15 protein-coding genes are annotated in these 13,363 nt (G+C 53.8%); 5 read left to right on the forward strand and 10 right to left on the reverse strand.

The window, feature by feature from the left end; translation table 11 throughout:
* Positions 1-111: 111 nt before the first annotated feature.
* Positions 112-870, forward strand: coding sequence for an electron transfer flavoprotein subunit beta/FixA family protein (locus ACOTTU_RS11395; protein ID WP_298919327.1), 759 nt, complete (start codon positions 112-114; stop codon positions 868-870).
* Positions 870-1,799 carry an electron transfer flavoprotein subunit alpha/FixB family protein gene (locus ACOTTU_RS11400; RefSeq protein WP_425658082.1) on the forward strand — a complete coding sequence of 310 codons (930 nt, stop codon included), beginning with the start codon at positions 870-872 and terminating at the stop codon, positions 1,797-1,799. The genes ACOTTU_RS11395 and ACOTTU_RS11400 overlap by 1 nt, the downstream gene beginning before the upstream one ends.
* A 49-nt stretch (positions 1,800-1,848) precedes the next feature.
* Here the strand turns inward: ACOTTU_RS11400 and ACOTTU_RS11405 are convergent, their stop codons facing one another.
* Positions 1,849-2,685 (reverse strand): DUF6473 family protein, encoded by an 837-nt coding sequence (locus ACOTTU_RS11405; protein WP_425658083.1) that lies wholly within the window; start codon positions 2,683-2,685, stop codon positions 1,849-1,851.
* Between the two features lie 158 nt (positions 2,686-2,843).
* On the opposite strand from ACOTTU_RS11405, the gene ACOTTU_RS11410 reads away from it, so the two are divergent.
* A complete protein-coding gene (locus tag ACOTTU_RS11410; RefSeq protein WP_425658085.1) occupies positions 2,844-3,719 on the forward strand; it encodes a 3-hydroxybutyryl-CoA dehydrogenase in 876 nt (291 codons plus the stop codon).
* 8 nt (positions 3,720-3,727) lie between these two features.
* Here ACOTTU_RS11410 and ACOTTU_RS11415 read toward each other — a convergent pair whose 3' ends face one another.
* From ACOTTU_RS11415 to ACOTTU_RS11445, 7 genes are all read right to left on the reverse strand, one after another.
* The gene (locus tag ACOTTU_RS11415) at positions 3,728-4,567 is read right to left on the reverse strand and encodes a lysophospholipid acyltransferase family protein (RefSeq protein WP_298919644.1); all 840 of its coding nucleotides are present in this window, start codon (positions 4,565-4,567) and stop codon (positions 3,728-3,730) included.
* An 83-nt stretch (positions 4,568-4,650) separates the two neighbouring features.
* A complete protein-coding gene (locus ACOTTU_RS11420) occupies positions 4,651-4,920 on the reverse strand; it encodes an HPr family phosphocarrier protein (protein WP_298919335.1) in 270 nt (89 codons plus the stop codon).
* A complete protein-coding gene (locus ACOTTU_RS11425; protein WP_298919336.1) occupies positions 4,917-5,330 on the reverse strand; it encodes a PTS sugar transporter subunit IIA in 414 nt (137 codons plus the stop codon). The genes ACOTTU_RS11420 and ACOTTU_RS11425 overlap by 4 nt, the downstream gene beginning before the upstream one ends.
* A 3-nt stretch (positions 5,331-5,333) precedes the next feature.
* Positions 5,334-6,221 (reverse strand): RNase adapter RapZ, encoded by an 888-nt coding sequence (gene rapZ, locus ACOTTU_RS11430; RefSeq protein ID WP_425658087.1) that lies wholly within the window; start codon positions 6,219-6,221, stop codon positions 5,334-5,336.
* Positions 6,218-6,631, reverse strand: coding sequence for an HPr kinase/phosphorylase (locus tag ACOTTU_RS11435; RefSeq protein ID WP_425658089.1), 414 nt, complete (start codon positions 6,629-6,631; stop codon positions 6,218-6,220). The genes rapZ and ACOTTU_RS11435 overlap by 4 nt, the downstream gene beginning before the upstream one ends.
* A gap of 48 nt (positions 6,632-6,679) precedes the next feature.
* Entirely contained in the window at positions 6,680-8,368 is a 1,689-nt protein-coding gene (locus tag ACOTTU_RS11440) for a sensor N-terminal transmembrane domain-containing protein (RefSeq protein WP_425658091.1), read from the reverse strand.
* A gap of 41 nt (positions 8,369-8,409) precedes the next feature.
* Complete coding sequence (locus ACOTTU_RS11445) at positions 8,410-9,111, reverse strand: response regulator transcription factor (protein WP_195819692.1); 702 nt, start codon at positions 9,109-9,111, stop codon at positions 8,410-8,412.
* A 323-nt stretch (positions 9,112-9,434) separates the two neighbouring features.
* On the opposite strand from ACOTTU_RS11445, the gene ACOTTU_RS11450 reads away from it, so the two are divergent.
* Positions 9,435-11,033, forward strand: a complete 1,599-nt coding sequence (locus ACOTTU_RS11450; RefSeq protein WP_425658093.1) for a phosphoenolpyruvate carboxykinase — start codon at positions 9,435-9,437, stop codon at positions 11,031-11,033.
* A 31-nt stretch (positions 11,034-11,064) separates the two neighbouring features.
* Here ACOTTU_RS11450 and ACOTTU_RS11455 read toward each other — a convergent pair whose 3' ends face one another.
* Both ACOTTU_RS11455 and ACOTTU_RS11460 read right to left on the reverse strand, forming a co-directional pair.
* A complete protein-coding gene (locus tag ACOTTU_RS11455) occupies positions 11,065-11,799 on the reverse strand; it encodes a hypothetical protein (RefSeq protein ID WP_425658095.1) in 735 nt (244 codons plus the stop codon).
* A gap of 53 nt (positions 11,800-11,852) precedes the next feature.
* Positions 11,853-12,785: a helix-turn-helix domain-containing protein gene (locus tag ACOTTU_RS11460; RefSeq protein ID WP_298919345.1), complete on the reverse strand. Its 933-nt coding sequence runs from the start codon at positions 12,783-12,785 to the stop codon at positions 11,853-11,855.
* Between the two features lie 155 nt (positions 12,786-12,940).
* On the opposite strand from ACOTTU_RS11460, the gene ACOTTU_RS11465 reads away from it, so the two are divergent.
* Positions 12,941-13,300, forward strand: coding sequence for a helix-turn-helix domain-containing protein (locus tag ACOTTU_RS11465; RefSeq protein WP_298919346.1), 360 nt, complete (start codon positions 12,941-12,943; stop codon positions 13,298-13,300).
* Positions 13,301-13,363 lie beyond the last annotated feature (63 nt).

The following is a 13,363-nucleotide window of genomic DNA, read 5'->3' on the forward strand; positions in this document are numbered from 1 at the left end:
GGGCGTGACGATTTTACACTGTTTCATGCCCACGAGCTTGGTTAAACCACACCTCAGAAAACAAGAGGCTTGCACGTGGTGTGAGTCGCCAATCCAAGGAGAGAGACGCAAATGAAGGTTCTGGTACCTGTCAAACGCGTGATCGACTACAACGTGAAAGTGCGTGTTAAAGCGGACGGATCGGGTGTTGATCTTGCCAATGTGAAAATGTCGATGAACCCGTTCGATGAGATTTCCGTCGAGCAGGCCATCCGCCTCAAAGAGGCAGGTCAGGCAGATGAAGTTGTGGTTGTATCCATTGGCGTCAAGCAAAGCCAGGAAACATTGCGCACAGCTCTCGCGATGGGTGCCGACCGCGCCATTCTGGTTGTCGCGGCAGACGACGTCCATCAAGACATCGAGCCACTGAGCGTCGCGAAAATCCTCAAGGCTATTGTCGACGAAGAACAGCCCGGCCTCGTTCTCTGCGGCAAGCAGGCGATCGACAACGACATGAACGCGACCGGCCAGATGCTCAGCGCGCTTATGGGCTGGAGCCAGGCAACCTTTGCCTCCGAAGTGGCCATTGAAGGCGACCATGCGGTGGTCAGCCGCGAAGTAGATGGCGGCATGCAGACCATCAAAGTAACCATGCCAACGGTTGTTACAGTGGACCTGCGTCTGAACGAGCCTCGCTATGCATCCCTGCCCAACATCATGAAAGCCAAGAAAAAGCCGCTGGACGAGAAAACCGCCGCTGATTACGGCGTCGATGTAAGCCCGCGTCTGGAGATCGTAAATACCGTTGAACCCGAAGCCCGCGCGGCTGGCATCAAGGTCGGCTCCGTTGACGAGCTGGTATCGAAACTCAAAGAAGCGGGGGCTGTATAATGGCTGTTTTACTCCTTGCAGAAGTAACCGATGGCGAATTGGCGATGGATGCCACGGCGAAAGCTGTGACTGCCGCGAAGATGCTGGGCGATGTGACCGTTTTGGCCGCGGGCGGATCCGCCGCTGCCGCAGGTGATGCCGCTGCCAAGATCGACGGGGTCAGCAAAGTGCTGGTTGCTGAGGATGCATCCCTTGGCCACCGTCTCGCGGAATCAACCGCGGCGCTGATCGTATCTTTGTCAGGCGACTACGAACATATCGTTGCGCCCGCCACGACAGATGCGAAGAACGTGATGCCCCGCGTGGCCGCCCTGCTCGATGTGATGGTAATCTCCGATGCCTCCGGCGTGGTTGATGGCGATACCTTCGAGCGTCCGATCTACGCAGGAAACGCTGTCCAAACCGTCAAATCAACTGACGCAAAAAAGGTTGTGACCTTCCGGACGTCCACGTTCGACGCGGCAAGTGAAGGCGGCTTGGCTGCGGTTGAGAGCATTTCCGCTGCAGATAACCCCGGCCTGAGCGAGTGGGTCGAAGACAAGGTTGCCGCCTCGGATCGCCCTGAACTGACATCGGCCGGTGTCGTTGTTTCAGGTGGTCGTGGTGTTGGGTCCGAAGATGACTTCGCATTGATCGAGAAGCTGGCCGACAAGCTCGGGGCCGCTGTCGGCGCGTCACGCGCGGCGGTCGATTCCGGCTATGCACCGAATGACTGGCAAGTGGGGCAAACCGGCAAAGTGGTCGCCCCTGACCTCTATGTCGCAGTGGGTATCTCAGGTGCGATCCAGCACCTTGCAGGCATGAAGGATTCCAAGATCATCGTTGCGATCAACAAAGACGAAGAAGCACCAATTTTCCAGGTCGCCGACTATGGTTTGGTTGCTGATCTCTTCTCTGCTGTGCCTGAGTTGATCGAAAAGCTCGACTGATACTATCTTGAAAACCAAAAGAAGCCGCGCCCCTGCAGCGCGGCTTTTTTTATACCAATTGATGCAATGATTTACTTAGCTTCATCGCAACCTCACCATGGGCCTTGGGGCCAAGCATCTCGGCGGCGGCCATTGCCTCCATCTGGCTGAAAACCATGCCGTCTGTGCCTGCGGCCATAGCTTCAGGCGTGGCAACAACTTCGATGACATCCGATGCCGTCAAGGCAAGCTCGTCCATCATCTGCCGCGTAACAAAAAGCGGTGACCGAGCTTTCGCCGGATTCAATCCAACAGGCTCACTATTCAGCGGCGCGTGATCTGCAAACCAGACGAGAACCACCTTACCTTGAATGCGTTTGATCAACAGTTTCATGCGTGCGATCCAAGCATTTTGAAGCTCGTCACGCACGGTGGCAAAGCGTTCCGTTGAAACCTCATAAAGACAGCTCAACATATGTTTGTTGAAATGAAATTCCGCGAAATCAACTTCCGGATAAATCGATTTCAACAACCTCGATGCGGTGACAAATCGGTCATTGCGCCGAGGATGCACCGTATAAAAACGGTTTGACAGGTTTTGCGCGCCGACGATCTGCACGACCGTCGCTGCGGCACCATTGCAAGTGTCGGTAATGAAACCGTCGTTCAACAAGACATCGACCCCGGCATTGCAAATTCCAAAGTTGACGCAATTTACGCCAAGATCGCTTTCGACAAGCGCCGGGTATGGCGTCTTGATGAACTTTCCATATGTCGATGTTCCTCCGAGGAAAGCGACATACGGCGCGTCCAAGCGCCGCTCCGGCCCACGGAACAATAATTTTGAATTGCCATATCTGCATGGCGCGTAATCGAGAGCCCCCGCTCCCAGTACGTCATAGGTCATAAAACCCACCTTTCCTGAATCACCCGCCAAACACCATGCACACCGCTTCCTTACATTCCCTTAAACGCCGAATTTGAACCATATTTTAACGGGCACTTGGCCTTGCGGCGCCCCCTTGTGACACCGTAGAGTGCAGCGAATTCGCAAAGGGGCAGCGCATGGAAATCAAGAAAATCGGGATTGTAGGCGCCGGGCAGATGGGCAATGGAATTGCCCATGTGATGTCTCTTGCGGGATACGATGTCCTGTTGAATGACATAAGCCAGGACGCGCTCAATACGGCAATGGACCAGATGAAAAGCAACATGGCGCGTCAGGTCAGCCGGGGCAAAATTACGGACGACGATCAGGCCAATGCGCTCGAACGCGTGACGACAACGCAGGTTTTGACAGAATTGGGACAAACGGATCTGATCATTGAAGCGGCGACCGAAAGGGAGACCGTAAAACAGGCCATCTTCGAGGATCTCGTTCCCCATCTGCAACCACATACGATCCTGACATCCAACACCTCTTCGATCTCAATCACCCGCCTTGCCAGCCGTACCGATCGTCCCGAAAAATTCATGGGCTTCCATTTTATGAACCCCGTGCCGGTCATGCAGCTGGTAGAACTGATCCGTGGCATCGCCACGGACGAGGAAACCTATTCGGCTTGCAAGGTCGTTGTGGATCGCCTCGGCAAAACCGCCGCATCAGCTGAAGATTTTCCCGCCTTTATCGTGAACCGCATCCTGATGCCCATGATCAATGAGGCCGTCTATACGCTCTACGAGGGCGTCGGCAGCGTGCAATCGATCGACAGCTCCATGAAGCTCGGTGCCAATCACCCGATGGGGCCGCTGGAACTCGCGGATTTCATTGGATTGGATACGTGTCTGGCCATCATGAACGTGCTGCATGACGGCCTAGCCGACACCAAGTACCGCCCCTGCCCTCTTTTGACAAAATACGTCGAAGCGGGATGGTTGGGACGCAAAACACTGCGGGGATTCTACGACTATCGCGGGGAGGTCCCCGTCCCAACCCGCTGATCGCGGCGCTAGTCCTTTAGAGACAGTGTATGATCTCGCAGCCAGGCCATGAAGCCACGCGGATCATCATCCCATTTGCGCAACTCCTCTTGGGTCAACGGGTGCCCCACGATAGGTGCCTGCGGCTTGTTCAGTGAGTGAACGATCTCGTGGAGCAGCAATCCTTGTCGCAGCATCGGCGACAATTTGTTGGCAATCTGGTAGGCTCTGGAATTCTGGCCGGGGAACTTGATTGGCAGCACGGTGGCCCCGGATCGTCGGATCAGCTTTGCGGTAAAGACATTCCACTCGCCTTCAACCGCGGGCCCGAAGTATGTTTCAGACGCCGCAACGCCGCCCGATGGAAACAAGGCAACGACACCGCCGTTCTTGAGATGCTCCATGGCCTTGGCCCGCATCTCGACGCCTTTGCGCTGCGCATCTGGATCATGCGGGAACGGCACTGCGATCATGTATGATCCTGCGACCTCATCGATCACGGTCAGCAGGGAGCGGGTCAATATTCGGTAGTCAGGGCGCACCCGCCCGATAAGATCCGCAAAAATCATACCGTCGACCATGCCATGAGGATGGTTCGACACGACGATCAACGGCCCTTCCTTTGGAATGCGGTCCAGCTGGTTCTGCGGAGTTTGCAGATCGATCCCCATGACATCCAAAGCGGCCCGCCAAAACGCCTGTCCCTGAGGGGCGCCGCGTTTTTCAAATTTGCGTACAAGGCGCAGGATGGTCAGCTTGCCAGTAAAGGCTTCAATAACGCGGATGATCGCCGCTTTTTTGGGATCGCCAAAGGTCGAAGCATAGGACAGGCTGCGCCGGTCGTATTTCTCGAAATCGACCGTCTCCATGACCGGTGTGGCCGCCTTGATGTCTTGCGTACTATCTGCCAAGACCTGCAATCCTGTTGGGCGCTTTTGAAAACGCGCGGTTGTTACTGACCTTCGCCAAACATATCCGCCACAAGAGTCGTCAGGGCTTCTGCCAATGCGTCGGCATCATTGCCGGAGGTCCGTATGTCAATATAACTTCCCTTGGACGCTGCCAACATTAAAAGTCCCATAATGCTGTCGCCAGATGCGGACTGGCCATCTTTGGACACCTCCGCCGTTGCATCAAATGCTTCGACAACCTCAACCAGCTTCGCCGAAGCGCGGGCGTGAAGCCCTTTTTCATTTACGATCTTGAGTGTGCATTCCGTCATGGTCTGGCTTGGCTTTCCTGCTCTCGACTCACATTCTGGCTGTCGATGTATTTTTTTCCCGCCTCAAGTGCCAGTCGTACAGCTTCTGGTACGGGTTTGTGCCGACATTTCGCCAGCTTAATAAGCATCGGCAAGTTTGCACCATATAGAATTCGTCTATTCCCGGGTTGGCATGCTAAAAGGCTGAGGTTGGATGGGGAACCACCATATAAATCGGTGACAAGCACGACGCCTTTGCCGTTGTCCACGTCATTCGCCGCTGTACAGATTTCCTGCTCCTTGGCAGCCCTATTGTGGTCGGCATCGATTGAAATAGCCCGGATACCGGTTTGCTTGCCGACGACATGCTCAACGGCGGCCAAATACTCCTTGGCCAACCCGCCATGTGCGACAATAACGATACCGATCACCGCTTAAGCCTCTTCTCTTTTGCGTAGGTCCAACTCGCGATGCCTAATTGACACCTGCCATCCGCTCTCCGCAAGGCGCAAAGCATGCCTTTGAGCCATTACCACCGACCGATGTTGACCACCCGTACACCCAAAGGCGATCGACAGGTGTGATTTTCCCTCATCGCGATAAGCAGGCAGCAGCAAAAGGCTCAAATCCAATACCTTTTCTTCGAACTGGCTGAATTTGGGATCTGCCAGCACATGAGATTCGACTGCCTTGTTGGTTCCGTTCAATCCACGCAGTTCCGGAACCCAATAGGGGTTCGTTAGAAAGCGACAGTCAAATACCATATCCACGCTTCGAGGCAGACCACGTTTGTAAGAAAAAGACTGAACTGATACCGTCAAACGCCGGTATCCGCCCGGTGCAAACCATTGCTCCAATTCTGACCTAAGTTGATGAACATTCAGTTCACTTGTATCAATCAGCACGTCCGCGCGTGCACGCAGCGGGCCAAGCATCTCCAACTCACGCACAATCCCATCCGAGGGACGATCATCAAGCGCCAGGGGATGTCTACGGCGCGTCTCAGAGTACCGTCGCAACAATACTTCGGTGCTGCAGTCCAAAAACAAAAGCTCGGGGGCAAGACCCGATATGCCAGATACCTGACCTAACAGATCCAACACGCGCGTTGTCGCAAAATGACGGTTCCGTGGATCAATACCCAGCGCAAGCGGTCGGTCCTGCGCCTCGTCCTCAAGCAGCGCAGGCAAAAGACGCAACGGCAAGTTATCAACAGTTTCGAACCCCGCATCTTCAAGAACATTAAGCGCGCTGGACCGTCCCGCTCCCGAAGGACCGGTAACAAACACAATACGGCGTGCTGCAGGTTCATGATCAATCATTGCGGGTCTCTTCTGCCTACCTTTAGGTATTGCAAAACTGCCGCCGGAAAATAGCGCGTATCAACTTTGTGAAGAACAGGTACTCTAACACCCGCAATTGTTTTCTCGTTTGGGTGCGGTAAACGCCTTTGTTCTTCGACATCCATATCAACAGCCAAGACGACTTCGGCTGAACCGCAGCTTTTTGCAGTCAGGATACCGACGCCGCGCGACTCGATCAGCCCCTTTATCGATGCTGGCGCAGTGGCCCAAAGCGCACCGTCAAGCTCCAACAGTACCGTCTGATCATCTGAAACCAATTCTGCGCCATAGGCCATCAGCTCAAGTGCAAGACCGGATTTACCTGAACCAGATTCACCTTGGATCAGAACCGCGCGGCCTCGAAGAGCCACACAACTGGCGTGCAACAAAGTCTGTTCCAGGGGATCAAAGGGAGGCGTTGGGCCCTGGGTCACGGATCAAATTGGCAAGCCAACGACAAATCGTGCACCCAGAGGATCCGATGTTATGTCTGCCTCCGTAGGGCGGATATTCTCTGCCCAGATAACGCCACCATGTGCCTCTACGATTTGCTTGGAGATCGCCAATCCAAGCCCCGAGTTGTTGCCAAAATGCTCGTCAGGGCGTTGCGAATAGAAGCGCTTGAATATTTTGGCCAACGCCTGATCCGGGATACCTGGGCCCGTGTCCTCAACTACGATCAGCACCCTGTTCGCCTTGGTGCGTGCCCATATGCGGATAGCATCGCCATCCTCGCAAAAGGAGATCGCATTCGTGATCAAATTGACAAATACCTGAGCAAGCCGCGCTTCAAGTCCATGAACGACAATCGCAGATTCTGGTAAATCTGTGATGAACTCAATACCCTTAGATCTAGCGTCTTCGCCAAGATATTGACCGAGGTTCGATAGTGTCGTCAGTACATCAAATGGCTCTTCTTCTTCCTTGACCAATTCGCTGTCCAACCTGGATGCATTGGATATATCACTCACGAGACGGTCCAGACGGCGCACATCGTGATCAATGACATCCAGAAGCTTTTCGCGCTGATCATCCCGTTTAACCATCCTCAACGTTCCAACGGCTGATCGAAGAGACGCCAAGGGGTTTTTAATCTCATGAGCCACGTCTGCGGCAAACTGTTCATTTCCATCGATGCGGTTGTAGAGCGCCGAGATCATTCCGCGAAGCGCCCCGCTCAATCGCCCGATTTCGTCCGGCCGTGCTGTCAGATCGGGGATACGGATGCGCCCTGGATTCATTTTCCGTGCGTTTTTGTCGCGCCCGAGTTCCGCAGCCGCCGAAAGATCCGCCAAGGGGTTGGCGATCGTGGAAGCCAGAACCAGACTCAAACCAACGGACACCAAGGCACCAATGACAAAGATTTGCAGAACCCGTTCTCGTTGGGCTCGTACAAAGTTGTCGATTTCGCCAGCAGCAGTCGCCACAGCGACCGCACCAATCGCCTGACCGTTCTGCAAGATCGGCGTCACCACGGTCAAAAGCGCAGCACCGGCATCATCCAACTCAGAACGGATTTGCGTGCCTTCTGTCAGACTACTATTGACCAACGGTTTGATCTTCTCGCTCAGCGGTGTCTTGTCATTAGGTTTGGGATCGGCAAAAGGTGCCGAAATTGTTACCCAGAGCCAGCTCAAGCCATCTGTCAGATAGGTTTTTCCGGCAAGCCCGCCGACCGTTTCATTCAGTGCCAACTGCCCTTCGACGTTGGCAACCAAAACTTCTGACCGATCGTAGACGAATACTTCAACGCCGTTTCGCAAATCCAAGCCGTCCAGAGCCGCATTGACATCAAGGCCGTCCCCTGTCGCCATATTGACCGGCGCTCCGGCAGGCAATTGCACCTCGATGACATCAGCAATGAGTTCCGCTTCTGCGAATAGCGACGCAGCGCGTTGAAGAGCTAAACTGTCGCGCGACGAATTCAATTGCAAGATGCCCGCGACGAGAACGCAAATCGCAATCAAGTTGAAAGTGATGATCTTGCGCGTCAGCGGAGAGCGACGCAGCGCCATCAATCCGCGCCTCTCCCGGGAGGCGCGCATTTCGCTACCGGCGGTGCTTTCTGGCGCCACCCAGTCTTCGCCCAGGACAACATCGCCGTCCTGGGATGGAGGAGGGGTCATATCCCGCACAAAGTTCCTCTCGGCCAAAGCCATCTCTTTGGTTATTCTTCGTTATATCTGTAACCGATACCGTAGAGGGTCTCAATCGCGGAGAACTCATCATCCGCAGTGCGCATCTTCTTGCGAAGGCGTTTTATGTGGCTGTCAATTGTCCGGTCATCCACATAAACCTGATCATCGTAGGCGACATCCATCAGCTGGTCTCTGGACTTCACAAAACCAGGCCGTTGGGCCAGTGCCTGCAACAAAAGGAACTCGGTAACGGTTAGCGAGACATCTTTGCCCTTCCAGCTCACTGCATGGCGCAATGGGTCCATACGCAGATCACCGCGTTCCATCACCTTGGTCTCTTCGCTATCGGCAACGACATCACCGGCGACGGCGTCCTGTCTGCGCAGCAGTGCTCGGATACGCTCGACCAGCAGCCGCTGCGAAAACGGCTTCTTGACATAGTCGTCGGCCCCCATGCGAAGACCCAGAACTTCGTCAATCTCATCATCTTTGGAGGTTAGAAATATTACCGGCATCGCGGTTTTCTGGCGCAGACGCTGAAGTAAATCCATCCCATCCATGCGAGGCATCTTGATATCAAGAACCGCCATGTCAGGGAGCTTCTTGTTGAACGCGTCAAGCGCGGCCTGCCCGTCGTTGTAAGTTTCGACCTCAAAGCCCTCAGCCTCAAGCGTCATGGATACGGACGTCAGGATATTCCTGTCGTCGTCCACCAGTGCTATCTTAGACATTACCCGTTTCCTTGTACTGCTCGTTTCTTTGATTTTTTGGGCAATTGACCATTTTTTGGCCCTCCGAATCAATCCTTAAGTGCGAATCAGCACGGCACTCCGCTACATTTGGGTCATAATTTGATTACCAATGGCTAAATTGCCGCACATTGATGCCGAAGCGAGAACAAGCCTGCTCAGGACTTCGGCACCTTCAAAGGCCTCTGGAAATAAAGTTTGCTATGGTGGCGCTAACTACGGGGCTCCCTCCTGTTCAACAATAAAAACGTCATGTTAAGAGGCCCATGCGTCTGTTTCGGATGCGCACAACAGGAGACATGCGGATGACACATGGACGGGTGAACCCACATTTCAAACTCGAAGATCAGGGGATCAGGGGTTTGGGCACTGTCCATTATAATCTTATTGAGCCCGACCTCATTCAAATGGCCCTGAACCGAGGAGAAGGCAACCTGGGCAAGGGTGGCGCTTTCCTGGTCACAACCGGAAAATTTACCGGGCGTTCCCCAAAGGACAAGCATGTGGTCAAAACCGCCACTGTCGCAGACACTATCTGGTGGGAAAACAATGCCTCTATGAGTGCCAAGGGGTTCGATGCCCTTCATGCTGACATGTTGGAACACATGAAGGAACGCGACTACTTCGTGCAGGATTTGATCGGCGGTGCCGATGCCAAACATGCAATTAATGTGCGCATGGTCACAGAAATGGCATGGCATGGCCTATTCATCAGGCACATGCTACGCCGTCCGGATCGCGAAGATCTCGACGAATTCGTTGCCGACTTCACAGTCATCAACTGCCCCAGCTTCAAGGCTGATCCAAAGAAACACGATTGCCGTTCCGATACGGTGATCGCGATGAATTTCGACAAGAAACTCATTCTGATTGGCGGTACAGAATATGCAGGCGAGAACAAGAAATCCGTATTCACGCTTCTGAACTATCTTTTGCCGGAAAAAGGCGTGATGCCAATGCATTGTTCGGCAAATCACGCGACTGGAAACCCCGTCGACACAGCGGTATTTTTCGGATTATCAGGCACCGGGAAAACCACGCTGTCCGCCGATCCCGCGCGCACATTGATTGGTGATGACGAACACGGCTGGTCAGACACCGGCACCTTCAACTTCGAAGGCGGGTGCTATGCAAAGACGATCAACCTGAGCGCCGATGCGGAGCCAGAAATCTATGCGACAACGGAGAAATTCGGCACTGTCATCGAAAATATGGTCTATGATGAAGAGACCAAGGCGCTTGATTTCAAAGACGACAGTCTGACCGCGAACATGCGCTGCGCCTACCCGTTGCACTACATTTCCAACGCATCCAACACGGCGATCGGCGGGCACCCCAAGAACATCATCATGCTGACATGTGATGCCTTTGGGGTTTTACCGCCGATCTCCCGGTTGACGCCCGCGCAGGCCATGTATCACTTCTTGTCCGGTTTCACGTCAAAGGTTGCGGGAACGGAACGGGGTGTGACCGAGCCTGAACCCACCTTTTCGACCTGTTTCGGCGCTCCCTTCATGCCGCGACGGCCGGAAGTGTATGGGAACCTACTGCGCGAAAAGATTGCAACCCACGGCGCGACCTGCTGGCTGGTGAATACTGGCTGGACCGGCGGCGCTTATGGAACCGGCAGTCGCATGCCCATCATGGCAACGCGCGGACTACTGACGGCCGCACTCGACGGTTCGCTGGCGGATGCGACTTTTCGCAAAGATCCTAATTTCGGATTTGATGTGCCTGTCGATGTGAAAGGTGTGCCCAGTATTCTTCTTGACCCGCGCCGGACCTGGGACAAACCAGATAGCTATGACCGTCAAGCTGCTAAATTGGTCAAAATGTTCTCCGACAACTTTGAACAGTATCTGCCTTTCATCGATGACGACGTACGCGCGGCGGCAATTAGCTAATCGCCGCCGTCAAGTATTGGCAATCGACGTTTCAGGCAGCCTTCGGATGGGGTCGCGGTACATCGACAACGTCAACGACCGGCATTTCGAGCAGATAGCGGGTATCTTCATTGCTCAAATAGCTGACAAAGCCCTCTAAAGGCGTGTCTTGGCCCTTTCGGTACCACCGCAAAGCGCCGGGCTCGTTGTGCATATATCCCATACGCTCGGCGAAGCCCTTGTAGGCCACTGTACGAGCCATGAAGCCAAAAATGTAATCGGGGTCCCATCTGCGCATCGCTTCATGAAGCCCATAACGCGCGAGCACCGTCGACAAACCACTGCCGCGGTATTGACCTGGCGATCCACCCATCCAGACTTCTCCATGATAAACCACATGGCCGGTGATCCGATTTGCGCCAGGGCTGGCGCGGTATCTTGAACGTTTCAGATCAAGGTCAGGGATCGCGGGCGGGAACTCCCTGAATTTTTTGAGCATGTAGCCGCTGAGGGTTTTTTGCTTGAGGTCAATCAGCCGGGACGCTTGCGTGTGCATGAGCAGACCATCGACATCATGCGCGACCAACCAGAACGCATTTCCTGCGTTCATATCGTGCACTTCAGGATCGAATGGCGCTCCTAAAACCTGCTGTGGGCGCTCTTCTTTCAGGAGGTCTCGGTACTCAAAAAAGTTTGTTCCAATTGTGACCGTAATTTGATTTTGAAGCAGAATATCACGACTGGTGGCAACGAATTGTGCCCCCTCATTCATGCTTTGAAATGTCATGCCAAAACTCCTTTGCCGAGCATCCTCAGACAAAGGCTAGCCTAAATAAGTGCTTAACGCTCGAATTTTGCGTTAGCAGGATCGAAATTTAACATAATATCGGCAGAAGGTTGCACAATTTTGCCCTGATCCAGCCCGAATATCTCAATATCTTCGGATGGCTCAACCAGGGAATAAAGCGCCAGACTGCCGTCCGGGAATCGTCCTCCTAGCATCAAACGGTGGTAGTTCACGGGTTTCAGAGACCCGTCAGATTCGCTCGGAACAAGTGTAAATACATGATCCAAGCGCATACTTTGCGTTGTCTGGACTTCATGGAACGGCTGATCCAGCATGCGTTTGAAGTCATCACCACCCGGCATTCCACCAAGTGATCGCCCCACGCTGCTACGGGCTTTCGCCCAACCAAACCATTTTACGAAAAAAGACTGCTCGCCGAACTCCACGCATATCCATCCAGCGATCGTGTGACGATAAACAATCAGATACGGGCGCACATGTTCCATGTGAGGTGATTCGATATCACCGCCCGCCATGGCCCAACTTCGAAGCGTTTCGCGCATCAAGCACGAGGGCGCATTCCAGATGCGGCTGAGGGAGTGCTGCTGCTGCCAAAAACACCAGCCGTTTGGCAGGGTTGTGCTGAAAAGCTGGAGCCCATGCACATGGCTGACATTCCTATTCAGCCAGGCATTCCCCCTTGCGAGAATATCCAAAGCTTCGGGGAGAGCACGCTCCCCATCTTCCGTCAACCGGTACTGGCGGTCCTCTACCGAGAACAGCGCAACACCCTTCGCTTCTTCCAACTGGCTTATGTGGCGGCGCACGGTTTGGCGTGTGCTTCCGAGCTCCTTCACCGCGTGACTGAGGTTGAGGGTTCGGGCCAGCGTCGTGAACGAGCGTATCATCTCATGAAGCAAGCCATGAGAGTCGACGGGTTTCCCCACCGCTTCAGATGTAACTGACGGGTCCACGATCCGGTTCATAGAATCTGATGGTAAATAAATCACCCACTAATGCAACATTTTTCACCCATCATCTGAACATTTTTAATCAAAAAAAAGAAAAAGGTACTCAGTTGAACGATTCGGCGATTCCCGTGAAGAGTGAAGACAGTCACAACCAGAGGTGTTAAATAGTTATGTCCCATCCTGTCGATGTTCACGTTGGTCGCAAATTAAAACAGATCCGCACGATGCGTCGTTTGTCTCAGACAGACGTTGCCCGTGAATTGGATTTGTCGTTTCAACAGATTCAAAAATATGAAATTGGATCCAATCGAATTGCCGCCAGCCGTCTTTACGAGTTATCGCGAATCCTTGACGTTCCGACGTCTTATTTCTTCGAAGGCCTTGATACTTCTGCGGAAAAATCCGTCAGACGTGATCCGGGTCTCGAAATTGTCACGGCCTTGGCTGCCATCCGTGACGATACAATCAAGACACGCATTGTGACGTTCATTGAGGACGTCTCAGGCGTAACTGTCGCCCGTCAAGGCTGAGTCCCTGGCTGACTGCGCGTTGGGTGGCAGCTCTATTCGTCACCCAACGCAAACCAAATCTAG

It is taken from the genome of Roseobacter sp. EG26, from assembly GCF_049830555.1.
Lineage (GTDB): Bacteria > Pseudomonadota > Alphaproteobacteria > Rhodobacterales > Rhodobacteraceae > Roseobacter.

What these genes read in the sequence shown, in the direction of transcription:
- ACOTTU_RS11395 (WP_298919327.1), top strand. Translation starts at nt 112, where the DNA reads ATGAAGGTTCTGGTACCTGTCAAACGCGTGATCGACTACAACGTGAAA.
- rapZ (WP_425658087.1), bottom strand. Translation starts at nt 6,221, where the DNA reads ATGATTGATCATGAACCTGCAGCACGCCGTATTGTGTTTGTTACCGGT.
- ACOTTU_RS11460 (WP_298919345.1), bottom strand. Translation starts at nt 12,785, where the DNA reads ATGAACCGGATCGTGGACCCGTCAGTTACATCTGAAGCGGTGGGGAAA.
- ACOTTU_RS11415 (WP_298919644.1), bottom strand. Translation starts at nt 4,567, where the DNA reads ATGGAGACGGTCGATTTCGAGAAATACGACCGGCGCAGCCTGTCCTAT.
- ACOTTU_RS11400 (WP_425658082.1), top strand. Translation starts at nt 870, where the DNA reads ATGGCTGTTTTACTCCTTGCAGAAGTAACCGATGGCGAATTGGCGATG.
- ACOTTU_RS11420 (WP_298919335.1), bottom strand. Translation starts at nt 4,920, where the DNA reads ATGACGGAATGCACACTCAAGATCGTAAATGAAAAAGGGCTTCACGCC.
- ACOTTU_RS11450 (WP_425658093.1), top strand. Translation starts at nt 9,435, where the DNA reads ATGACACATGGACGGGTGAACCCACATTTCAAACTCGAAGATCAGGGG.
- ACOTTU_RS11455 (WP_425658095.1), bottom strand. Translation starts at nt 11,799, where the DNA reads ATGACATTTCAAAGCATGAATGAGGGGGCACAATTCGTTGCCACCAGT.
- ACOTTU_RS11440 (WP_425658091.1), bottom strand. Translation starts at nt 8,368, where the DNA reads ATGACCCCTCCTCCATCCCAGGACGGCGATGTTGTCCTGGGCGAAGAC.
- ACOTTU_RS11465 (WP_298919346.1), top strand. Translation starts at nt 12,941, where the DNA reads ATGTCCCATCCTGTCGATGTTCACGTTGGTCGCAAATTAAAACAGATC.
- ACOTTU_RS11410 (WP_425658085.1), top strand. Translation starts at nt 2,844, where the DNA reads ATGGAAATCAAGAAAATCGGGATTGTAGGCGCCGGGCAGATGGGCAAT.
- ACOTTU_RS11445 (WP_195819692.1), bottom strand. Translation starts at nt 9,111, where the DNA reads ATGTCTAAGATAGCACTGGTGGACGACGACAGGAATATCCTGACGTCC.
- ACOTTU_RS11405 (WP_425658083.1), bottom strand. Translation starts at nt 2,685, where the DNA reads ATGACCTATGACGTACTGGGAGCGGGGGCTCTCGATTACGCGCCATGC.